Raw genomic sequence first — 22,925 nt, forward strand, 5'->3', positions numbered from 1 at the left:
CTCTATTTTATTTACAAAAATATTTTAATTCGTTTTTATTAAAAATTTTATAATTAAATCTATTACTTTTGAATTTTTAAAAATTTAATCCACTAGAATGATAAATAATTTTTGTTATTATAGATGTTATATTATTAATTGAAACCCATAAAACTATTCCAAATGCTATTACATAAGCAAATGAAAATAAATACACTAATTTATTTTTCCCTTTTAATATACTGTTAAAACCACTATAAATTAAAATTACTGAAGTTATTGAAGCAAATATACTTACTATAGCCCAAGGTATAAATCCTATAAATAATGCTAAAGATTGAATTATAACAAGTATAAAATTAATTACTGAAAAAACAAAAAATATATTTCCTAAATTTTTTCTATCTATCTTTTCTTTTATTAAATATTTATAAATTAAATATACTATAAAAATTATTATTCCATAAAATAATATATAATTTAATAAATCTAAGAAATATACACTTCCAGTAGGAAATACCATATCTAATTGAGTGTTAAATTGCTGTTTTAAAAATATAGAATCATTCTTACTAAAATACTCTCCTGATATACTATAAACCAATTCCATAATTGATTTTAATAAGTTGTAGCTAAATATTTTTATAGATAATACCTTTATTAAAGGAATTATCAAAGTTATTATTACGCCATATATTAAACTTAACTTCAATGAAAGTCCTAGTATACCATCTTTCATACTAGTAAATGGATGTTTTATTGCAGTTAATACATAACTTTTATGCTTTTTTATATCAACTTCTGGAGTTGATATATTTATAGTTGTTTTATTATTTTTTGTTTCTCCACCGCAACTATTTCCACATTCTGGACAAAATTTTGAATCATCTGGAATCTTACTTCCACACTTGGTACAATACATTATTTCTCCCCCTTTAATTTAATTAAATATTATATTGAAAATTATACCTTCCGCATACTATTTATGTCAATTTTTAATTATATTTGTAAATTATACATAAAAATGATAAATTATTTATATAAGTTTTTACTAAGGAGGATATATTATGAATTTTTGCAGCAAATGTGGTAGTAGGCTTGAAAACGGCTCTTGTCCTAATTGCTCTACTATTTCTAATTCAAACAAAAATAAAAATTATTTTAAACTTATAATTGGATTTATTATAATTTTATTTATTTTAATAGGAGGTATTTTTATTTATGGAAAATCAACCTCAAAAACACAGTCTGAAATTGCAATGGATTTTTCTAATGCAATATCTAATAAAAACGCTGATGAACTTCAAGAAATTCTTTATTGTGATAATCAAAAACTACAAATTAATACAACAAATGCAAATGTTTTAATTGATTATTTTACTAAAAATCCATCTAAATTTTCTGATATAAATGATAACTTTAACGCTGGAAAATATGTTGATACTGGTTATCCTTTATCAATAAAAGAGATTTCTAAAAAGTTTTTCTTTTTCCCAGTATATAAAGTTGTTGTTAAACCTACATTTATGAAAGTAAAATGTAATTTTAAAAATTTTAAAATTAAAGTGTTAGATCAAACTTATAGTGATTTAAACGAATCAACAGAAATAGGTCCTTTAATGCCTGGAAACTATAATATCACAGCAGAATTATCTAATTCTTATTTAAATAAAAGTGAAGTTATAGATGTAAATACTTTTGATAATAATTGTCCAGATATTGAAGTATTTAAAGATTTAAAAATTATACATATAGATAGTGATATACCAAACGCTGACTTATATATAAATAACAAAAATACTGGAATTAAAGTAAAAGATGCTAAGGATTTTGGTCCAGTTGACCCAAATAGTACTATTTATGCTATATCAAATGAAAATGGTCAAAAACTTATGAGTAAAAAATATACTGTTGATTCTTCATCTGAAATTTACATTAATTTTGCTGATGCTAAAGCATCAGAAGATGATTTTAAAACAGAACTTTATAGCCTTTTAAATAATTACTCATCTGGGTTCGCTTATGCTGTTAATTATAATGACTTTAATTATATTTCATCATACCTTAAAGAAAATAGTCCTATATATAATAAACAAAAGAAGGTTGTACCAGATATTTATAAACAAAATATTACTGAATCATTTAATAGTACAGAAATACTAAATTATAAATTTAATAATGATACAAATACTGGAGAAGTTACTTGTAATGAAGTATACTCTATTGCTAAAAATAATAACGTTCCAAAATATAAAGAATTTAAAAATACTTATACTTTTGAAAGAAATTCTAATGGTCTATTAGTTTTAACTGATATTAAAGATTAGAGGTGTATTTAATGAAATATTGTAATAAATGTGGAAATAAATTAGAAAGTTCAGCTAAGTTTTGTAATAAATGTGGGAATAAAATTATTAAAAATGAAGTAGAAATATCATCTAATAATACTAAAGATTTATCTAATGAAGAGTTATCAAAAAATAATGATATTAATATAAAGAGTAATCTTGACACTAATTCTAATAATATTATTAATAAAAATAAAATTAATATTGATGAGTCAAAATATAGTAAAAGCAAAATTAATGAATCACAAAAATCCGATTCTAATGATTTAGATAAAACTACACTATATGATAAAAATGATTATGATTTAAACAATAATATTAATAATTCATCTAAAGAAACTATTAATAAAAATACTAATAATATAATTAACAATAATAAAATAGATGAGGAATCATATTCTTATGATGACCAAATTAAACCTAAAAATAAAAAAAAGAAATACATAATAATAAGTATAATTATTATAGTTATTTTATCCATTGGTAGTTTCATTTATTTTTCAAGAGATTCGCTAATGTATAATCATTATGTAAATAAAGCAGATTCTGCTACATCTACTTTTGAAAAATTAAAAGATTATAATAATGCTTTAGAATATAGATATAATGATGATGTTATTAATTCAATATATAATGTATTAAAAGGTGATTCATCATTCATAGATGAAATGTCTCCTCTTACTAACTTGAATAAAGAAGATACCAATAAATTAATATATAAATTATGTACATTTTATGCGGATAAAAACTTTGATGGCAAAAACTACGATGCATGCCTTAGTTACTTATCTTTAGCTAAGAAATATGGCTATAACGAAAAAGATTATATAAACTATAACGAATTAATAAAAAAAATAGATGAATCAAAAGAAAATCATAAGTCTACAGATTCATCACAAAATATTTATAGCTTTAAAAATGAAACTCCAACTAATAATATTCCTAAAAATATTTATGATTATAAAGGAGATTATTTAATTCCCTATAGTAACTCAAGTTATATAGATAAATCCGACATTAATCAGTACAACAAAGAAACATTAGCTCTTATGAGAAATGAAATTTATGCAAGACATGGTTATATATTTGGAACAGAGCCTTATAAATCATATTTTAATTCAAAGTCTTGGTATTCTCCAGATTCATCATTTAAAGGTGATGATAAAGAACTTAATGAATATGAAGTAGCAAATGTAAAAACTATAAAATCAGTTGAAAATTCTAAGTAAAAGAAGGTAATATAAATGAAGAAATTTATGAAATTCATTTTATTAACATTAAGTTTATCAATACTTTTATTTGGTTGTACTAATAATAAATCTAAAGTTAATTCATCTGATTCTAATACTGTTAATTCAAAAATAAATTCTGAATCAGATAATATAATCAATGATACTAAAGATATTGATAAATCTAACGATAAAGAAAAGAAAAATACTAAAGATACTAATTCTACATCTAATAATAAAAACTTAAATGAAAATAATCTTAATAAAAATACTAATAACTTAAAAAAGATAACTATAGTTATTGATCCAGGACATTCAAGTAAAAGCTCAAATGAAAAAGAATGTGTATCACCAGATTCAAAAGAAAAAAAATTAAAAGATACTAGTGGAGCAACTGGTGTAAGTAGTGGTATACCTGAATATACAATAACTCACAAAATAAGTATTAAATTAAAAAATTTATTAGAAAAAGAAGGTTATAATGTTATTTTAACTAAAGATAATATAAATGAACAACGTAGTAATATAGAAAGAGCAAATATAGGAAATAAAGCTAATGCAAATCTACTAATACGAATTCATTGTGATGGAGTTGATTCACCAAGCGCTAAAGGAGCTTCTATACTTGTTCCTGAAGTGAAAGGATATATAACAGAAAATATAGCAAAGAAAAGTTATTCTTATGGTGAAAAGATACTAAACTCTTATACCAAAACTACTGGTATATATAATAGAGGTGTAGTTAAAAGAGACGATTTAACTGGATTTAATTGGTCAAAAGTTCCTGTTGTTTTACTTGAATTAGGATTTATTTCAAATCCTAAAGAAGATTCTTACCTAAGTAATGATAAAAATTATAATCAAATATGTGAAGGAATAGCTCAAGGCATTAATAATTGCTTTAAATAATACTTAAACATTATAGTATAAAATATAGACTGTAGATACAAATTCTACAGTCTATATTTATTATTGTATTAATATATAGTAATTAATTTTTTATTATTAATACTTTATATTCAAACTTCTTGTTCTTTCTATATATAATAAATTAATTAATCAAATAAGAATTTTATAACTCTAATTCACTTAAATTTACCTTTTCCTCATTAATTTCTTTTTCTAAAATTTCATTATTATTAACCTTATACTTAAATAATACAACTAAAGAACTTAATAAAGCTACCAAAAATGCTGGAACTACCCAACCTAACCCTTTATCATAAAGTGGTAACCATCTAACTATACCTTCAAGGAATTTCATATTTAATGAAGTATTGCTTAATGCATAAATAACACTTACACAAGCTGTAATTAAAACTGTTGCTGAATAAACTAACTTATTTCCCTTTAAAAGTTTATCAAACATTGCAAGTAAAATTAAAACAATAGCAACTGGATAAATTGCATCAAGTACAGGAACTGAAATACTTAAAATTTTTGTAAGTCCCATATTAGCAAGAACCATACTTGATAATGCTAAAACTCTAACCCAAGTTTTATAACTTATCTTTGAGTTTAATGTTACAAAATATTGACTGCATGATGTTATAAGTCCTACGCAAGTAGTAAGACAAGCTAGTGTAAATATTACTGCAAGAAGTACAGCTCCCATATCTCCAAAAAGATATGTCATAACATTTGATAAAGTTTGAGCACCATTTTCAGTTGCTCCAAATCTACCACCACTGGTTGCCCCTAAATGAGCAAGCATTGAGTAAATTAAAATTAATAATCCACCTGCAAATACACCAGCTTTTACTGAATTTTTTACAACTGCCTTTTCTCCTTTTATTCCCTTTTGTTTAATTACAAGTGAGATAACAATACCAAAATTTAATGCTGCAATTGTATCCATGGTCATATATCCTTCTAAAAATCCACTTACTAAAGGTGCATTTACATATTCTCCAGTTACTTCACCATAAGCACCTAATGGCTTAAAAATACTTGCAATAAATATTGAAAAAATTAATATTAATAACGTAGGAGTTAAAACTTTCCCCATACGATCTACTAATTTAGATGGAGTTAAGCAAAGCCAATAAGCTACTGAAAAAAATATAAATGTATAAATAAATAATGCCAATCCATGAGATATAAAACCTTCTCCTAAATATGGTCTTACTGCCATTTCAAATGGTAAACTTCCCGCCCTTGGTATTCCAAGTCCAGGTCCAATTGAAAGATAAATAAGAATTGTAAATACCGTTGCAAATAAAGGACTTACTCTACTTGCTAAATTATATAGTCCTGATGATTTTGCTACTGCAACTACACCTAAAATAGGAAATCCTACTGATGTAATTAAAAATCCAATCATAGTAATCCAAGTATCTACTCCAGCTGACTGTCCTAAAAATGGCGGGAAAATTAAGTTTCCTGCACCAAAAAATAATGAGAAAAGCATTAAGCTTACTAATAATAAATCTTTTTTTGATAAATTTTTCATTAAAAACGCCCCCAATTAATCAATTTTAAAAATTATTCTAATTGTATGTCTCCTTCTATGTCCATGAAATTGCCCCCTTTTAATTTATTTAACATTCTTTTTATATTTACATATTTTCATAAAATAACTTTAATTAAATATTTTATTAAAATATTTAAATCAAAAACTTAAAAAAATAAAAAATCCCCGCCCCTAATAAAAGGGACGAGGTTAAATCGCGTTACCACCCTAATTCTATAAACATAAATAAACTAAATGTCACTTAACTATGTTCATAGCACCTTAATTACGTACATCTTAATACGCTTTTCCTGTAACGGTGAAAATCCGATAAAGCTTACTAAAATATTGTTTCAGCTTTACTTCTCAGAGATGATTTTCGGAAATATACTGAACATTGGCTTACAGCAAAATGCCAACTCTCTGTGGAACAATTATATAACTTACTTTTTCTCGTCATAGAATTTAAAAATCTGTTTTAAATTTAAATATATATTATACTTTAATTTCCAACTTGTCAACTACTCATTTAAATTTTTTAATATAATTTATTGTTTATAAAATTATATATTGATTTTAAGTATTTTTATAATTAAATTTATTAAAAATAGTTATTTATTTAATAACTCCTTTTCTTTATTAAATGCTTCTTCTGCCAAACTTTTTTCTCCCTTTTCATCATAAAGTAAAGCAAGATACCTCCAAGCCTCAGGACTACTTGGATTATTTTCTATACATTTTTTTAAAGTAGCTTTAGCCTTTTCATAATTATTTAATCTATTAGCATATATATTAGCTAAAGTTTCATAAGCACTAATTATATTGTTCTTCTCTAAATATTTCTCATAACATTTAACTCTAGTTTCATCATTAATATTATAGTTATCTGTATATTGTACTAAATCATTATATTCAATAAAACCATTATTAAAATCTTTTATAAAATTATATTCAAACTCCTTAAATTCTGTTCCTGTAACTTTCTTAAAAGCTTCATTAAAATTCATATTTTTAATATTTAATAATATATTTTTTATTGCAATATTTCCATTTTGATTCGCAATTTTACTTACAGCATAATTACTTTGAGTATAAACATCTACTTCACTTATACTTTCATTCCAATTATTATAATCAGTTAATTTTTCAAATTCTATAATTTTTCGTGGAGCATATAAACTATTGCCTAAGTTTCCAACATACTCCGATACTCCTTCTATAAACCATATAGGGACTTTGCTTTCATCTATATTATTTTTCTTCATAAATTCATATACTATATGATGTGTATATTCATGTAGAAAAGTTTCTTTAAAATCAAAGTCATATAATAAATCATAACCTTTTAAAACATCTATATAAGGATCCTCTACACTTAAATACATACTATTAGCATCTACAAGATAATACCCTCCAACCCTATAATTATTACTTCTTTTATGGAATACATTTTTATCGTAATCTAATTTAATACTTAAAGTACTTAAATCAAAATTTCCAAAAATATTTTTGTTCTTTTTATTCGCTTCATTAATATATTCTTTTATTAATTCTATTATTGATTCTTGCTCTTCTGTATAAAATATTTTATTGTTTTTATAATCAAGCACTTTAAATTTACTATTATATTCTTCAGACTCACCTTCTGTCTTTAAAGCAATAGCATATAACGCAACACCTTTATCTTCAAGCTTATAAAAATCCTTCAATACAAGTATAGATATAAAGATCATAAATAACATCATTATATTAAGTATAAAGCTTAATATTTTTATCTTTATAATCTTACCCTTATATCTTTTAAATATATTTATTCCTTGCCTTGTAACAATTATAAAAAAAATAATCATTAAAGTTCCAGATATGATTATATTCCATCTAAAATTTAATAATATACTTAAAAACAAATATAAAATGTAGAATATAACATATACTAAAACATTCCCAATACCCCTTAATAAACTCATTTCCACCTCCATTTAATTCCAATTAAATAGTAACACCTTACAAAATTATTGTAAACATTTAACCAAAATTTTTTAATATTTAAATTTTATAGTAATACATAATATTCCCTATTATTGTAACAATAATAAATGAAACTTTAAAATTGGAGGTAAAGATATGACTATGAATCCATTTAATGAAAAACCTATGGATATTTGGAACTCATTTGAAAATTGGAATGATATTTATCCAAAGCCTTATAATAAGCATGAAGTAGACCCATATACTAAAACTAGAATTATTCTTATGAACGGAACAGAATTTGAGGCAAACTGGTTCTCACATCAATTTGCTAGACATTGTAATAATAATGACCTTCGTAGAGAAATAGCTCTTACTCGTCGTATAGAAAAACAACAACAAATGAAAATCTCAAACTTAAAACCTAAAAATGAATCTATACTAGAACACACAATAAGTTATGAACAATTAGCTGTTGATTTAACTGCGGTATTAGCTCAAAGAGAACCAGATCCTAATGTAAAAAAAGCATTAGACTTTGCATTATTAGAAGATTTTGATCACTTATATCGTTATGCGGATCTTTTAGAAATGAAAGAAGGAATACATGCTGAACACTTAGTTGGAGGATTTACTGAAATTATGCCAGGTCGTCCAACTATATCAGAGCACCGTTATCCGTTTGATAATGTTAAACGCTTTATAGATAATACTACAGCCGACCCTATAACAAAGTTAAACGTATCTATTATAACTGCTGCTGAACAACAAACAATGAATTATTACATGAATGTTTCTAACTTAGCAAAAGAAGATATAGGAAGAAAATTATACCAAGAAATTGGATTGATTGAAGAACAACACGTTAGTCAATATGAAAGCTTAATGGATCCTAACTGTACTTGGCTTGAAAATCTTTTAAACCATGAATATACAGAATGCTATTTATATTATTCATGTTATATGACAGAAAAGGACCCATACATAAAATCATTATGGGAACAAAACTTACATATGGAAATTGCTCAACTACATAAAGCAGCAGAATTACTAAAAAAATATGAAAATAAAGAATGGCAACAAGTTATTCCAAATGGTGAATTCCCTGAACTTCTTGAACTTAGATCAAATGTTGATTATGTAAGAAATATATTAAAAGGAACTGTAAATGAAACTTCAGATAAAGAAGATTATATTGATGTTTCTAAAGTTCCTGCTGATAGTAATTTCTGCAAATTCCAAAATATCGTAAATAGTTCTAACGATATCGTACCAAGTCATAATGTAATTGATGATTATATTTGCAAAAAGAAAGAAGATTATCGTTTTGAAGTTGATACTCACCCTATTCCTGAACTTAGAGATAGAACTTGTGACAATACTACTATTGGTAGAAAAGCTTAAATATTAATCTAAAAGACTAGAACTTTTAAAAGCTCTAGTCTTTTTATAATTTTTATAAATTACTTAATAAATTTGCCATTTCAATAGCTGATACTGCTGCATCATAACCTTTATTTCCAGCTTTAGTTCCTGCTCTTTCAATAGCTTGTTCTATTGTATCTGTAGTTAATACTCCAAATATTACTGGCTTTTCTGTTTGCATTGATACTTGTGCTATTCCCTTTGAAACCTCTGCACATACATAGTCAAAATGAGGTGTTGATCCCTTTATAACGGCCCCTAAACATATAACAGCATCATATTTTTCATTTTGTATCATTTTCTTTGCTATAAGAGGGATTTCAAAAGCACCTGGAACCCAAGCAACATCTATATTTTCTTTATCTACACCATGTCTTTTAAGACCATCTAAAGCACCACTTAATAATTTTGATACTATAAATTCATTAAATCTTCCAGCTACTATTCCAACTTTTAATTTATCTGCTACTAAATTTCCTTCTAATATTCTCATATTAATTCCTCCTAAAAAATTTGTTTAAAATATGATTTAAAAATTTTTATTATAAATCTTATAATTTATCAGTTTAATAATTTAAAATATGATTCATTTTTTCTTTTTTAGTTTTTAAATAAAACTCATTATTTTCATTGAAATCCATTTGAATAGGAACTCTATTTATTACACTTATACCTTCATTTTCCAAACTATATATCTTATCTAAGTTATTTGTCATGAGCTTTAAGCTTTTAACTCCTAAATCCTTAAGTATAGCTGCTGCTACATCATACTTCCTCATATCAGCTTCAAATCCAAGTTTTATATTTGCTTCAACTGTATCATATCCCTCATCTTGTAAAGCATAAGCCTTTAACTTATTTATAAGTCCTATTCCTCGTCCTTCTTGTCTCATATAAAGAAGTATTCCCCTCCCCTCTTTTGATATTTTTTTCATAGCAGCGTCATATTGTTCCCCACAATCACATCTTCTTGACCCTAAGGCATCTCCAGTTAGACATTCTGAATGAACTCTTACAAGAATATTTTTTCCGCCCTCTATATTTCCTTTAACTAAAGCCACATGATGTTCACCATTTAATTTATTTATAAAACCATACATTGTAAAATAACCATATTTAGTTGGCATTTTAGTTTCTACAACTCTTTCAACAACAACTTCATTATTACTACTTTCATACTTTAAATTTTTATTATTAAAAGTAAGTTCCTTTTCATTAAAGTTACATTTAATAAGATTATCTTTAAAATTATTAACTTCTAATTTATTTTTTCTATATTCAACTAAATCTTCTATTGTAATAATCTTAATACCAAATTTTTTAGCAAATCCAATAAGTTCTTTTGTTCTCATCATATCTCCATTTTCACTCATTATCTCACAAATAACTCCAGCACCTTTAAAACCTGAAAGTTTTGCTAAATCAACAGCTGCTTCTGTATGTCCTAACCTTTCTAAAACTCCATTATTCTTTGCAATTAAAGGAAATACATGCCCTGGTCTTCTAAAATCATTACAATTATTACTTTCTAAAACTTTTTTTATAGTAAAAGCTCTTTCAAAAGCTGAAATTCCTGTAGTAGTATCTTTATAATCTACTGATACTGTAAAAGCAGTTTCATGATTATCTGTATTATTTGAAACCATTGGATGAAAATTTAATTTTTTTGCAATTTTCTTTTCAATTGGCATGCATATAAGGCCTCTTCCATGCTTTGCCATAAAATTAATAGCTTCACCATTAACCATTTCAGCAGCCATTAAAAAGTCTCCTTCATTTTCCCTATCTTCATCATCAATAACTATAACCATCTTTCCACTTCTTATATCCTCTATTGCTTCTTCAATACTATTAAACTTAAACATTTGTTACCATCCACCTTTATACTAATATTTAAAATCCTAAATTATTATTTATATAATATAAATTATTTTTAGTTAATAATATTTCTTATATCTAAAATAAAGCTATTAAATATAGTTAAAATATTTATTTTTCTTTTATATAAAGCCAGTATTTATAAGTAACTCCTCACTTATTTGATTAACTTTCTTTTCATTACTTATTTGATTTAAACCTAATAACTTTTCAACATACTTTCCAATTAAATCACACTCAATATTCACTGTTTCATTAATATTTTTACTTAATAAATTTGTTTCACTTCCTGTATGAGGTATTATTGAAACCTTAAAAATTTCATCATCTACATATGCCACCGTAAGACTTACACCATCTATTGTTACCGAACCTTTAAAAATAATATATTTTAAAATATTTTTATCTGCTTTTAATGTTATCCAAATTGCATTATCTTCTCTCAAAAAAGATATTATTTTAGAAGTTCCATCTATATGTCCACTAACAATGTGACCTCCTAATCTTTTCTCTAAAGTTAATGCTCTTTCAAGATTAACTTTACTACCAATTTTTAGACCTCCTAAATTACTTCTTATTAATGTTTCTGACATAACATCAGCTTCAAAATTATCATTACTTATATTTGTAACAGTAAGACATACTCCATTCGTTGAAACACTGTCTCCAATCTTAGTATTTTCTAAAACCTTTTTTGCTTTTATTAAAAGTCTTGATGAGTTTATCCCTTTTTTTATATATTTAACCTCTCCTATTTCTTCTATAATTCCAGTAAACATATTTTCACCTCAAAATTATATATAATAAATTTTTTTAAATTATAATTATTAAGTAGCTTTGTAATTTATTTAGTATCTTATATACCCTTCAACGACTATATCCTCTCCTATATTTTTAAAGCTCATATCTTTTATATTTATTACATCACTTATTTTTTCTATCCCTTGTCCACTTATTGGTGTCTTTGAGCTACTTCCCCCAATTATTTTTGGAGCTATATAACATATAATTTTATCTACAATTCTTTCCTTAATAGCTGAAAAATTTAATTCTGATCCACCTTCAAGTAAAATGCTATCTATATTTAGTTTTCCAAGTTTAATCATTAAATCATTTAAATCTACTCTATTCTCTTTTTCTTTTGTAATTAAAACTATGACACCTTTGCTTTCTAAAATTTTTATTTTTTCTTTGTTAGCTTTTTTAGTAGTTGCAATTATTGTTATATCTTTTAAAACTATATTATTTCTAATTTTTAAATTATTATCTTCTTTAAAAAAATCATTTATATTTTCTATTTCAGTATTAAATTCTTTTAATAATTTTAAGTTAAATGAATTTTTATTATTTAAAATTACTTTAGAATTTATAGGTATTCTAAGATTACTATCAACTATAATTCTTACTGGATTTCTTCCATTTTTTAATCTACAAGTTAATTCTGGATTATCTTTTATAACAGTATTGATACCAACCATTATCCCCATATATTTATTCCTTAAATTATGCACAGATTCTCTTGATTTTTCCCCAGTTATCCATTTTGATTCTCCAGTATATGTTGATATTTTTCCGTCTAAAGACATAGCATTCTTTAAAACTACGAATGGTTTTTTTAATTTTATATACTTTATAAAAACTTCATTTAGTTTTTTACATTCATCTTCTAAATTACTAATCTTAACTTCTATTCCCGCATTTTCAAGTTTTTTAATACCTTTTCCTTTGACCAATTCATTTGGATCCAAACATCCTATAATCACTTTTGAAATTTTATTTTTAATAATATTATCAACACAAGGTGGAGTTTTTCCATAATGAGAACAAGGCTCTAAATTTACATACATAGTTGCACCATAACTGTCAGAAGCTAAATTATTAAAAGCCTCTATTTCAGCATGATTTTCCCCAAATTCTCTATGATAACCTTTACCAATTATCTTATTATCTTGCACTATAATAGCTCCAACTAAAGGATTAGGATTAACCTTTCCTTCACCTTTTTTAGCTAAATTCATCGCAAGCTTCATATACTTTTCATCCATTAGCATCATCTCTCTTTTTTAAATTTTTAATAATTCTTTAGGATATAAAAAAGCCCTGAGAATATTTTCTCAGGACCTTAAATGAATTTGATTAACCTTATAAATATAATTAAGCTATATATTATAAATTAATAGTAACTTTATTTAAATAAAATATTAATACAATATACTATAATTATTTTTTAATTTTTAATATATAATTGTATCTAATATCTTTTAAATTAAATTTATTTTAAATTATATTTTAATATTAAATTTTTATTTAATATTAAAAAACTCTGAAATATAAATTATTTCAGAGCTTAAAAAACAAATTTTAATAATATACTATTAATAATTAATGTTGTATAAAAATTATACTTAAAATATAATTACCAAAATTATTTCATTAAATATAATACTTAATTATTATTAATCTTCTTTCATCCAGACTATACTGTCGGCTTCGGAGTTTCACCGAATCTGCTAATTTAATAGCTCGCGGGCTTTACCGCCGGTAGGGAATTTCACCCTGCCCTGAAGATTTATTAAATTTGTTAATATTATAACATACTTACTTTTCAATGTAAATATGTTAATGTTTGTTATATTTAATTAATTCCATATTTTCCAGTTGTACTATCAAGAAAGATAGGTAATTCAGGTGGAAAATATGTAAATAAAACAAAAAGTAATATTAATATAATAAAAACTATAATACAAAATTTATAATTTATACCCTTACACCTTTTATAAACATATAATCCCATTAATTGTCCAATTAAAACAGCTAAAAATAATATTATAATATCTATAATTACTGATTCAATACCAAAGACTCCAGTATAAAAATAATATAATAAAGGTACAGTTATTAAAGAAATAATCAATGATACAAGAGCACCAGTAAACCATTTTCTTTTATTTATATCGTATATTTTTCCATTAACTAAATAATAAATACTCCACCATAAAATTATAGGTAATAAAATCATCTTCAAATGTTCCCAAACACTTTCATTCATAGGAAAAAATGCTGCAAGTATTTTATTCTCACCTGTTAACTTATATAATGAATGAATGCAAGCACTTATTATAAATAAAATAGGAATTCCTTTTATAATCCATTTCTTTTGTGGTGATAATGATTTATACATATAGAAACCTCCTTTATTTTAGATTAAAAAAGAAGTAACCTAAGTTGATTAATATCTTAAATTACTCCTTATTTTATTATTCTCTTTAATTGTTTTTATATACTACTTAAGATTTTTAATAATCAAACTATTTATATTTTATTAAACTTAAACAATAAAATTCTTAATTATATAAAATTTATATTACCCTTAATTTTTTAATTTAATTTTTATAAATTAAATATATAACTAAATTTATCAACTTTTTATATAAAGAATATAATATTATAAAAGTTCTTTTCTATTTTATGTTGAGGTGATTATTATGAAAAGACCTATAATAGGAATACCTAGTTCTATATCTACTGATAAAAGAACTTATTTTATTGGAGATAATTATGATTACAATAACAATAATTATTCTAAGTCTATTGTAAATGCTTTAGGTGTGCCAATTATTTTACCAGCAACAAAAAACCTTGACGTATTAAATTATCAATTAAATCTTTGTGATGGTTTTTTATTTCCTGGAGGATTAGATATAAATCCACTTTATTATAGTGAATCCCCAAAACCTCTTCAAAATAAATCAAACGAATTAATGGATTGGTATCAAATTACATTGGCTAAAAAAGCTATTAATTTAAATAAATCAATACTTGGAATATGTAGAGGTATGCAATTATTAAACGTAGTTTGTTATGGTTCATTATATCAAGATATATCTTATTTTAATAAAAATCATATTAAGCATAATCAAGAAAACTATTTAGGTGAAAAAACTCATCTTATAACAACAATAAATAATAGTTTAGTTAATTCTTTATTAGGAAATAAATATATTGTTAATAGTGGACATCATCAATGTATTAATAAACTTAGTAATTGTTTTAAAGCCACTTCATATGCTCCAGATGGTGTTATTGAATCTATAGAAATGATTAATAAAAAATTTGTTATAGGGGTTCAATGGCATCCTGAAATTCTCGCATTAAAAGATTTAAAAATGCTTAATTTATTTAAAAAATTCATAAACAGTTGCAAATAATATAATTCTATTAATTTATATTAAAATACTTTTAATATAACAATATTATAAAACACTTTATATCTCTATCTATTTTTTGTTATATATTGTTTTTTTTTCTTTATTTATAATTTATTAACATTTTGCAAAGTAATTTTATTGTAAAATATTAATTGATAAATATACAAAAGAAAACTAGGGGGATTAATAATGAAAAGTAAGAAAATAGCTATGTTTTTAATTGCAAGTGCAATTTCTACAGGCTCATTATTGTATTCATCTTCATTAACGGCATCTGCCGATAATATGAGTACACAAAAAATTGAAAGTAATACAAATATCACTTCAAAAGCTTTAGATTCTAATAATCAATCAGAAGTTAAAAAAGATGTAAAAGATTCTAATTCTAAAGCTAACAATAAAGAAGTGAAAACTGATAATAATGTAACAAAAAATACTGAAACTACTAAAGACAAAAAAACAGAAAATAAAACTATAAAAAGTAAAAATACTGTTGATAAAAAATCTGAAGAAAAAGTAAAAAAAGATATAAATACTACATCTTCTTCAGAAACAAAAAAAATTGATTCTAATAAAGTAAACTCACCAGTTAAAGCCTCAAGTGAAAATACAATATCATCTGCAGTAAAACCAAAATTTCATTCAAAAGTTCAAGAAAATTTATATTATTATATGATGGATCCAGAACATCAAAAATCTGTTGATGTAAAAGCTGTAAAACTTCATAATGGTATTACTAGCAACAACTGCGTTTACTTTGCTTCAGAAGCATTAAGACGTGTTGGAGTAAATATTCCTGAAGAGACTGGATATACAACTAATTTAGAAAAAGCACTAAAAAATGTTGGATGGAAAAAAGTAACTAATTTAAACCAATTAGAACCTGGTGATGTATGTTTTGCTGGAGAAATGCATGCATATATTTTTATGGGATGGGCTAATGAAGAACATACATTAGCTTATGTTGTTGATAATCAAAAGGCATTATTTAATAATAATATATATCATGAAAGAGGATTATATGATGGAAAAAATATAACTGCAACTTCTCATTTCTATGAATATGTAAAAGAAGAAGCTAAAAAGGCTGCTTATAAAACTAGCCCTAAAAAATCTAATTGTAAAACTAATCCTAAAATAGCTGAAGGTACTGTAAGAGTAAATACTTATTTAACTGTAAGAAGTAACCCTTCAGTTAAATCAAAAGCAATTGGAGCATTAAAAAATAATACTAAAGTTGATATTACAGGATTAGATAATCATTTTTATAGAATAAATTATAATGGTGATTCAGCTTATGTTTATTCAGACTATGTAAAAAACTATAAATCAGTAAAAACAGATACAACTAAAAAAATAAATATTAAATCTGAAGTTAAAAAACAAGCAGCTATACAATCTGAAGCTAAGAAAATATCAACTGGTACTGTTAATGTTAATAGTTATTTAAATGTTAGAAGTGGTGCTTCAACTAACTCAAGAATAATCGGTTCTTTAAAAAGAAATAATAAAGTTACTATTACAGGTTCAAAAGGTAACTTCTATGAAATAGAATATAGAGGTGAACATGCTTATGTTTCTAAAGATTATGTAAGAATAAATTCAACTTATACAGAAACTAAGAAAAATATATCACCTAGTAAAGAAATTAAAAAATCAAATAATTCTACAGATAAGAAAACTGGTACTGTTAATGTTAATAGTTATTTAAATATTAGAAGTGGTGCTTCAACTAATTCAAGAATAATCGGTTCTTTAAAAAGAAATAATAAAGTTACTATCACAGGTTCAAAAGGTAACTTCTATGAAATAGAATATAGAGGTGGACACGCTTATGTTTCTAAAGACTATGTAAGAGTAAATTCTAATTTCATAGAATCATCATCTTCTAATAACGAAAACAAAAGCATGAAGAAAGCTAGAATAACTGCTCGCTCAGGATTAAATTTAAGAACATCTAATACTACTCATAGTAGTTGTATATTAACTATACCTAATAATAGAGTCGTTACTGTATTAGGTAGTTCAAATGGATGGTATAAAGTAAATTATAATGGACATACTGGTTGGGTTTTTGGACAATATATAAGTAAATAATTTTCTCTGTTATATTTTAAAATAGACTTTTTAAGTTAAAATAAAATCTTAAAAAGTCTATTTTTCATATAGTTTATAAATTAAATTTTGTAATTTATTTTATTATTTAAATCTTATATTTTTAAATAATAAAATAGTATAACTTTATATCAAATTAAATTTCTCTATTAATTATTAGATTTTCCTTCTTTTTTATTTATAAGTATTTCCTTTAAAGTATTATATAATACGTTTATCTCTATTGGTTTAGATATATGCCCATCCATTCCTGCTTCTAATGACATTGTAATATTCTCTTCAAAAGCATCTGCTGTCATTGCAATTATAGGTATAGATTCTGCATCATCGTGTATCGAATTTCTTATAGCTCTAGTTGCATCATATCCATTCATCAATGGCATTTGTATATCCATTAATATACAGTCATAATAATTTTTTTGTGATTTTAAAAACTTTTTTAAAACTTCTTTCCCATTTTTCGCAAGTTCTACCTTAGCAGATGCTTGCTCTAAAAATGATATCGCAATTTCCGCATTTAAATCATTATCTTCTGCTAAAAGAAATCTCTTTCCTTTTAATAAATATTTTATATTACTATTACTAAATGTATTTAATTTATTATTTTGCAAGTCATTTACTGATACTTTATAATTTTTATCAATATCAAAAGGCAATTCAATTACAAATTTTGATCCTTTATTTAAATTACTATGAACTCTAATTGTTCCATCTAGTAATGCTATAAGATTTTTTGTAATAGCTAGTCCAAGACCTGTACCTTCTATATTTTTATTACTTATATTACTACCTCTTTCAAATGGTTTAAATAAATTTTTTAAAAACTCTTCACTCATACCAATTCCATTATCACTTATTGTAAAGTTAACTTTTAGTTTATCTCCACTTTGAATTTGACTAATCTCCATAAGTACATTTCCACCAGAAGGAGTGTATTTAACTGAATTTGATAAAATATTTATAAGTATCTGTTTTGTTCTCATAAAATCGCCAATAATCTTTTTATAAACTATATTTGTCATTTTCACATTATAAGATAATTCTTTTTTTATAGCTTGTTGATATATCATAGAATTTACATCATTTATCATTTCGTTAAAATCAAATAATTCATGTGTTATGTACATTTTTCCGTTATCTATTTTTGCCATATCAAGAATATCATTAATTAACATCATTAAATGATTAGAAGAAATAGATATATTATCTAAATATTGCTCTACCTTTTTTGTATTGTTTATGTTTGTTTTAGCTAATGTTGTCATACCTATAATTCCATTCATAGGAGTTCTTAATTCATGGCTCATATTAGCAAGAAAATCACCTTTTGCACGATTAGCATCTTGAGCTAATCTTAAAGCATCACTAAGTGCTTGCTTCTTTTTCTTCTCTTCTGTTTGATCACTAATAGTTACTATATATTTAGATACATTACTTTTAGAATCATAATTATCTTTTACAGGGAATATATTAAGTCTTAACCATATAGGCTCTAATTCATTATTTTTATAAAATCTAAACTCTTTTTCTAAAGGTTCTTCTTGATTAGCATTTTCAAGCAATTCTTTTATTTCTTCTCTTTCATCTGGATGAATTAAGTTAATAAATGAAAATTTATCTTTTTCTATTTCAATATTATTTATTCCAAGAACTCTTAAACTATTTGAACTAATAAATTCCTTCTTTTTATCCTTTAAATTAAAAACAATAAATACAGCATCTAATGTTTTTGAAAGAACACTTAATATTTCATAACCATCATAAACTTTTTTATTCATTGACTTTATAGCTTTCTTAAATACTGTAGAAACTATTAGAATAAATAAAGCAATTATAACTAATCCAATAACCAAAACATTATCTATATGTTCATAGTATTCATTTAATTCTGAGCATTTTTTTTGAGCATTTTCAATAATTTCATATCCCTTTTTATTATACTTAGTAACTAACGGACATACCTTTTTACCAAGTTCTTTTTTAATCCAATCACCATTGTTATATTTAGCACCTTTAAAAACTTCATCAAACTTACTTTCTACTTGCATTATACTATTGTAAAATTCTTCATAGTCTTTATAAGGACCTAAATAATTATCTTTTATGTACTTAAGTTCATTTTTAATATTATTTTTATCTTTATCTATGCTTAACTTTATATCTTTATAATCATCTTCGTTAGTTAAATTTGATAACTTAGATACACCTACCCCAATATTATTTAAATTACTACTTATTTTATTTACACTAGATGATACATTAAATGTATGATAAAAAATATAGTTTATTTGTTTTTTTAGTCCATTTATAGACCTAATAAAGAATATAAAAAACATAATTAATAAAACTATAATTATAATATTACTTATAATTGTTATATTTTTTATTCGTTTTTCATATCCTTCCTTTCTTTTTCTCATATAAATTAATCTCCTATTAGTTTTTGGCTATTTAGTAAATTTTCAAATTTATCTATAGGTAGTGGCTTAGAATAATAGTATCCTTGTATTATGTCACAACCTAATTTCCCTAAAAATTCCGCTTGTTCCTTTGTTTCAATTCCCTCAGCAATAATAGGTACTTTTAATGCATTTGCCATATATACTATAGCAGTTAAAATTTTTTCACTTCTTTTATTAACATTTGCATCTTGAATAAAACTACGATCTAATTTTAATATATCTACTTCAATATCTTTAAGCATACTTAATGAAGAATATCCACTACCAAAATCATCTATAAGAACCTTAAATCCATCTGACCTTAACTTATTTACAATCTCAATAAGTTGTACAGAGTTTTCCATATAAGCTGTTTCTGTAATCTCTAATTCCAAAACTCCTTTAGGTAAATTATATTTTTTAATAAGTTTATTGAAATGATCATTTAAATTTAAATTAAATATATCTATTCTTGATACATTTACTGATATAGGTACTACTTTTTGACCATTATCAATCCATTTTCTTATTAATTTACAAGTACATTCCCATATATGCATATCCAATTTTGTAATAAATCCATTTTCCTCAAATAAATTTATAAAAACATTTGGTGGAATCATTCCTTTAGTTTTATGATTCCAACGTACTAATGCCTCACCTGAAACAATTTCACCTGATTTATATTCTATTTGAGGTTGTATATGTATATTGAATTCTCCATTTTGCATTGCTAACTTAACATCATTAATTAACTCTTGTTGTTTAATTAAATCTCTACGCATTTTACTATCATAAAATTCATATCTTTTTACATAATTTCCTTTAATAGTAGATAATGCAATATTTGCTTTATCACACATTAAATTTACACATTCATCATATTTCTCTACTAAATAAATTCCAAAATTAACTATTATATTAAAATCCAATGGATATATAGATATATTCTTTTCTATATCTTTTATTAAATTAATTATAAATTTCTCATCCGCTGGAACGCACATTGCAAAACTATCAGCTTGTAGTCTTCCAAACCTTACATCTCCAACTAAGTTTGTCTTTAGATAATTTGCTATAAAACATAATAACTTATCTCCAGCTTTTAAGCCAAATATATCATTTAAAACCTTGAATTTTGAAATATTCATAACAATTACTGCATATGATAGTTGATTATTTTTTTTAATCATATCTAAAGTTGATCTGTAAAATTCATCCTTATCATATATTCCAGTTAACTCATCATATTTAGCCATATATAAAAGCTTTTGTTCTGATTTAATTTTTTCATCAACATCAGCTATTGTACCTATTATACGTTGTATATTGTTGTCATCATCTTTTACACAATTAATTGTTATCTCACACCATACAAATGATCCATCAAGTTTTTTTAATCGTACAGTAACAATTGTTTTACCATTACCCTCTAAGATATCTCTAAAATATGTATTTAATATAATCCCATAATCTTCTGGATGAAAATACTTACAACAAGTATCTTTACCTGAAAAAACTAAATATGGCTTAGTTGTACTTATAAGAAATTCTTTAATTCCTGCTGAACTATAAAATGTTCTATCTATTGGGTTCCATTCATAAACTATAGCCCCTGTTTGTTCAACTATTATACGATACCTTTCAGCAGTTTCATTTTGCTCCTTTAATATCTTGTTTTGATATTTTATTTTACTAAGCTCTTTTCTACTTATAACATTTCTTATACGTTCTTTAATAACTTTTGAATTATATGGTCTAACAATTAAATCAACGGCACCCATTTCAAGAGCTTTAACCTCATTTTCCGTTTCATCAATCATAGTAACAACAATAACAGGTATCTCATTAATTAAATTATTATTTTTCATTTCAGCCATAACTTCAAATCCATTTTTAATAGGCATTATTATATCTAAAATTACAGCTAAAATCTCGTTACCTTTCTCTTTTATAATATCTAAAGCCACCTGTCCATTTTCCGCTTCTAAAACCTCATATTCATCTGAAAAAATACTCTTTAAAATTTCTCTATTTATATCTATATCATCAACAATCAAAATTTTATTATTTATGTTTTCATTAAAACTTTTGTTATTTATATCTATACTCTCTTCACCATAAATTTTACAACAATTCTTTCCTAACTTCTTAGCTTCTGTAAGAGCTATATATGATATATTATAAAGCTCATTAAAGCTGTTTCCATGTTCCTTTGCTATTGAAATTCCACATGAGCAAGAAACATGAAGTTCTGGAAAATCATAAAAAAATATTAAATTAATACTTTTACATATTTCATAAGCTCTTATTAAAACATCATTTTTATTTTTAATATCCTTAATAAAAATAATAAATTCATCTCCACTAACCCTTGAAATAAAATCATTATCTCTAACTAATGACTTTAATTTTAACTCTACCTTATTTAAAGTTTCATTTCCAAACATTCGTCCATATTTTTTATTTATCTTATTAAAGTTATCAATATCTAATAAAATAAAAGCGTATTTTGTTTCATTATTTTCTTTAATAACTAATTGATTATTTATAAAATCTTCTATTTTCATTTTATTGTATAATTCATTTAATGAATCCAATTCAACTTGCGATTCTAAATATAATTCATGTTTTTTAATTTCATCTATATCAAACTCATTATTAGAATATATATACTCATCTAATAACTGTTTATAAAATTCACTTGAAGAATCATATTTCTCTTTAAGATATTCATTTATTTCTTTATATCTTTTTAAATTATTATGAATATGTCCCTTCTTTTTCATAAAATTATCCCCCATTTTTAATTTTTACATTCTTATAATATAACAGATACACCTCACTAATTTAATAAATTTTTATTTAATTATTAATTCCAA

At 24.1% G+C, this 22,925-nt stretch carries 16 protein-coding genes, 1 riboswitch and 1 other annotated feature; of the genes, 6 read left to right on the top strand and 10 right to left on the bottom strand.

All coding sequences use genetic code 11. The features are described from left to right. Nucleotides 1-76: 76 nt before the first annotated feature. Nucleotides 77-901: a zinc ribbon domain-containing protein gene (locus tag AC4FQ1_RS05610; protein ID WP_303127975.1), complete on the bottom strand. Its 825-nt coding sequence runs from the start codon at nt 899-901 to the stop codon at nt 77-79. A gap of 145 nt (nt 902-1,046) precedes the next feature. On the opposite strand from AC4FQ1_RS05610, the gene AC4FQ1_RS05615 reads away from it, so the two are divergent. Genes AC4FQ1_RS05615 through AC4FQ1_RS05625 form a run of 3 tightly spaced genes read left to right on the top strand, consistent with a single transcriptional unit; the run spans nt 1,047 to nt 4,465 of the window. Further along, entirely contained in the window at nt 1,047-2,306 is a 1,260-nt protein-coding gene (locus AC4FQ1_RS05615; RefSeq protein ID WP_491169172.1) for a zinc ribbon domain-containing protein, read from the top strand. A gap of 11 nt (nt 2,307-2,317) precedes the next feature. Then, on the top strand, nt 2,318-3,556 hold the full coding sequence (locus tag AC4FQ1_RS05620; RefSeq protein ID WP_491169173.1) for a YARHG domain-containing protein: 1,239 nt from the start codon (nt 2,318-2,320) through the stop codon (nt 3,554-3,556). A 27-nt stretch (nt 3,557-3,583) separates the two neighbouring features. After that, on the top strand, nt 3,584-4,465 hold the full coding sequence (locus AC4FQ1_RS05625) for an N-acetylmuramoyl-L-alanine amidase family protein (protein ID WP_491169174.1): 882 nt from the start codon (nt 3,584-3,586) through the stop codon (nt 4,463-4,465). A gap of 163 nt (nt 4,466-4,628) precedes the next feature. Here the strand turns inward: AC4FQ1_RS05625 and brnQ are convergent, their stop codons facing one another. Then, a complete protein-coding gene (gene brnQ, locus AC4FQ1_RS05630; protein WP_303127985.1) occupies nt 4,629-6,008 on the bottom strand; it encodes a branched-chain amino acid transport system II carrier protein in 1,380 nt (459 codons plus the stop codon). A 197-nt stretch (nt 6,009-6,205) separates the two neighbouring features. Next, nucleotides 6,206-6,477, bottom strand: a binding site (T-box leader). A 142-nt stretch (nt 6,478-6,619) separates the two neighbouring features. Continuing rightward, nucleotides 6,620-7,975: a tetratricopeptide repeat protein gene (locus tag AC4FQ1_RS05635; RefSeq protein WP_491169175.1), complete on the bottom strand. Its 1,356-nt coding sequence runs from the start codon at nt 7,973-7,975 to the stop codon at nt 6,620-6,622. A gap of 163 nt (nt 7,976-8,138) precedes the next feature. Between AC4FQ1_RS05635 and AC4FQ1_RS05640 the strand changes: the two genes are divergently transcribed. Continuing rightward, on the top strand, nt 8,139-9,380 hold the full coding sequence (locus AC4FQ1_RS05640) for a hypothetical protein (RefSeq protein ID WP_303127989.1): 1,242 nt from the start codon (nt 8,139-8,141) through the stop codon (nt 9,378-9,380). A gap of 52 nt (nt 9,381-9,432) precedes the next feature. Here AC4FQ1_RS05640 and ribH read toward each other — a convergent pair whose 3' ends face one another. The 5 genes from ribH to AC4FQ1_RS05665 all read right to left on the bottom strand — a co-directional run bounded on the left by ribH (nt 9,433) and on the right by AC4FQ1_RS05665 (nt 14,460). After that, nucleotides 9,433-9,894 carry a 6,7-dimethyl-8-ribityllumazine synthase gene (ribH, locus tag AC4FQ1_RS05645; protein WP_491169176.1) on the bottom strand — a complete coding sequence of 154 codons (462 nt, stop codon included), beginning with the start codon at nt 9,892-9,894 and terminating at the stop codon, nt 9,433-9,435. A gap of 73 nt (nt 9,895-9,967) precedes the next feature. Further along, the gene (gene ribA / locus AC4FQ1_RS05650; protein WP_491169177.1) at nt 9,968-11,266 is read right to left on the bottom strand and encodes a GTP cyclohydrolase II; all 1,299 of its coding nucleotides are present in this window, start codon (nt 11,264-11,266) and stop codon (nt 9,968-9,970) included. A 135-nt stretch (nt 11,267-11,401) separates the two neighbouring features. Next, nucleotides 11,402-12,058, bottom strand: a complete 657-nt coding sequence (locus AC4FQ1_RS05655) for a riboflavin synthase (RefSeq protein ID WP_491169178.1) — start codon at nt 12,056-12,058, stop codon at nt 11,402-11,404. Nucleotides 12,059-12,127: 69 nt separating this feature from the next. Then, nucleotides 12,128-13,324, bottom strand: coding sequence for a bifunctional diaminohydroxyphosphoribosylaminopyrimidine deaminase/5-amino-6-(5-phosphoribosylamino)uracil reductase RibD (gene ribD, locus AC4FQ1_RS05660; protein WP_491169179.1), 1,197 nt, complete (start codon nt 13,322-13,324; stop codon nt 12,128-12,130). A 410-nt stretch (nt 13,325-13,734) separates the two neighbouring features. Beyond that, a riboswitch (FMN riboswitch) is annotated at nt 13,735-13,852 on the bottom strand. Nucleotides 13,853-13,914: 62 nt separating this feature from the next. Then, a complete protein-coding gene (locus AC4FQ1_RS05665; RefSeq protein ID WP_303127813.1) occupies nt 13,915-14,460 on the bottom strand; it encodes a DUF6512 family protein in 546 nt (181 codons plus the stop codon). A gap of 304 nt (nt 14,461-14,764) precedes the next feature. On the opposite strand from AC4FQ1_RS05665, the gene AC4FQ1_RS05670 reads away from it, so the two are divergent. Beyond that, a complete protein-coding gene (locus AC4FQ1_RS05670; protein ID WP_491169180.1) occupies nt 14,765-15,487 on the top strand; it encodes a gamma-glutamyl-gamma-aminobutyrate hydrolase family protein in 723 nt (240 codons plus the stop codon). 189 nt (nt 15,488-15,676) lie between these two features. Further along, the gene (locus tag AC4FQ1_RS05675) at nt 15,677-17,584 is read left to right on the top strand and encodes an SH3 domain-containing protein (protein WP_491169181.1); all 1,908 of its coding nucleotides are present in this window, start codon (nt 15,677-15,679) and stop codon (nt 17,582-17,584) included. Nucleotides 17,585-17,751: 167 nt separating this feature from the next. Here the strand turns inward: AC4FQ1_RS05675 and AC4FQ1_RS05680 are convergent, their stop codons facing one another. Further along, nucleotides 17,752-20,022, bottom strand: coding sequence for a PAS domain-containing hybrid sensor histidine kinase/response regulator family protein (locus AC4FQ1_RS05680; RefSeq protein WP_491169182.1), 2,271 nt, complete (start codon nt 20,020-20,022; stop codon nt 17,752-17,754). Between the two features lie 5 nt (nt 20,023-20,027). Next, entirely contained in the window at nt 20,028-22,832 is a 2,805-nt protein-coding gene (locus tag AC4FQ1_RS05685; protein WP_491169183.1) for an EAL domain-containing protein, read from the bottom strand. Nucleotides 22,833-22,925 lie beyond the last annotated feature (93 nt).

The organism is Clostridium sp. TJA020 (assembly GCF_058310295.1).

What these genes read in the sequence shown, in the direction of transcription:
- ribA (WP_491169177.1), bottom strand. Translation starts at nt 11,266, where the DNA reads ATGTTTAAGTTTAATAGTATTGAAGAAGCAATAGAGGATATAAGAAGT.
- AC4FQ1_RS05685 (WP_491169183.1), bottom strand. Translation starts at nt 22,832, where the DNA reads ATGAAAAAGAAGGGACATATTCATAATAATTTAAAAAGATATAAAGAA.
- AC4FQ1_RS05610 (WP_303127975.1), bottom strand. Translation starts at nt 901, where the DNA reads ATGTATTGTACCAAGTGTGGAAGTAAGATTCCAGATGATTCAAAATTT.
- ribH (WP_491169176.1), bottom strand. Translation starts at nt 9,894, where the DNA reads ATGAGAATATTAGAAGGAAATTTAGTAGCAGATAAATTAAAAGTTGGA.
- AC4FQ1_RS05635 (WP_491169175.1), bottom strand. Translation starts at nt 7,975, where the DNA reads ATGAGTTTATTAAGGGGTATTGGGAATGTTTTAGTATATGTTATATTC.
- AC4FQ1_RS05640 (WP_303127989.1), top strand. Translation starts at nt 8,139, where the DNA reads ATGAATCCATTTAATGAAAAACCTATGGATATTTGGAACTCATTTGAA.
- ribD (WP_491169179.1), bottom strand. Translation starts at nt 13,324, where the DNA reads ATGGATGAAAAGTATATGAAGCTTGCGATGAATTTAGCTAAAAAAGGT.
- AC4FQ1_RS05625 (WP_491169174.1), top strand. Translation starts at nt 3,584, where the DNA reads ATGAAATTCATTTTATTAACATTAAGTTTATCAATACTTTTATTTGGT.
- AC4FQ1_RS05615 (WP_491169172.1), top strand. Translation starts at nt 1,047, where the DNA reads ATGAATTTTTGCAGCAAATGTGGTAGTAGGCTTGAAAACGGCTCTTGT.
- AC4FQ1_RS05620 (WP_491169173.1), top strand. Translation starts at nt 2,318, where the DNA reads ATGAAATATTGTAATAAATGTGGAAATAAATTAGAAAGTTCAGCTAAG.
- AC4FQ1_RS05680 (WP_491169182.1), bottom strand. Translation starts at nt 20,022, where the DNA reads ATGAGAAAAAGAAAGGAAGGATATGAAAAACGAATAAAAAATATAACA.
- brnQ (WP_303127985.1), bottom strand. Translation starts at nt 6,008, where the DNA reads ATGAAAAATTTATCAAAAAAAGATTTATTATTAGTAAGCTTAATGCTT.
- AC4FQ1_RS05675 (WP_491169181.1), top strand. Translation starts at nt 15,677, where the DNA reads ATGAAAAGTAAGAAAATAGCTATGTTTTTAATTGCAAGTGCAATTTCT.
- AC4FQ1_RS05655 (WP_491169178.1), bottom strand. Translation starts at nt 12,058, where the DNA reads ATGTTTACTGGAATTATAGAAGAAATAGGAGAGGTTAAATATATAAAA.
- AC4FQ1_RS05670 (WP_491169180.1), top strand. Translation starts at nt 14,765, where the DNA reads ATGAAAAGACCTATAATAGGAATACCTAGTTCTATATCTACTGATAAA.
- AC4FQ1_RS05665 (WP_303127813.1), bottom strand. Translation starts at nt 14,460, where the DNA reads ATGTATAAATCATTATCACCACAAAAGAAATGGATTATAAAAGGAATT.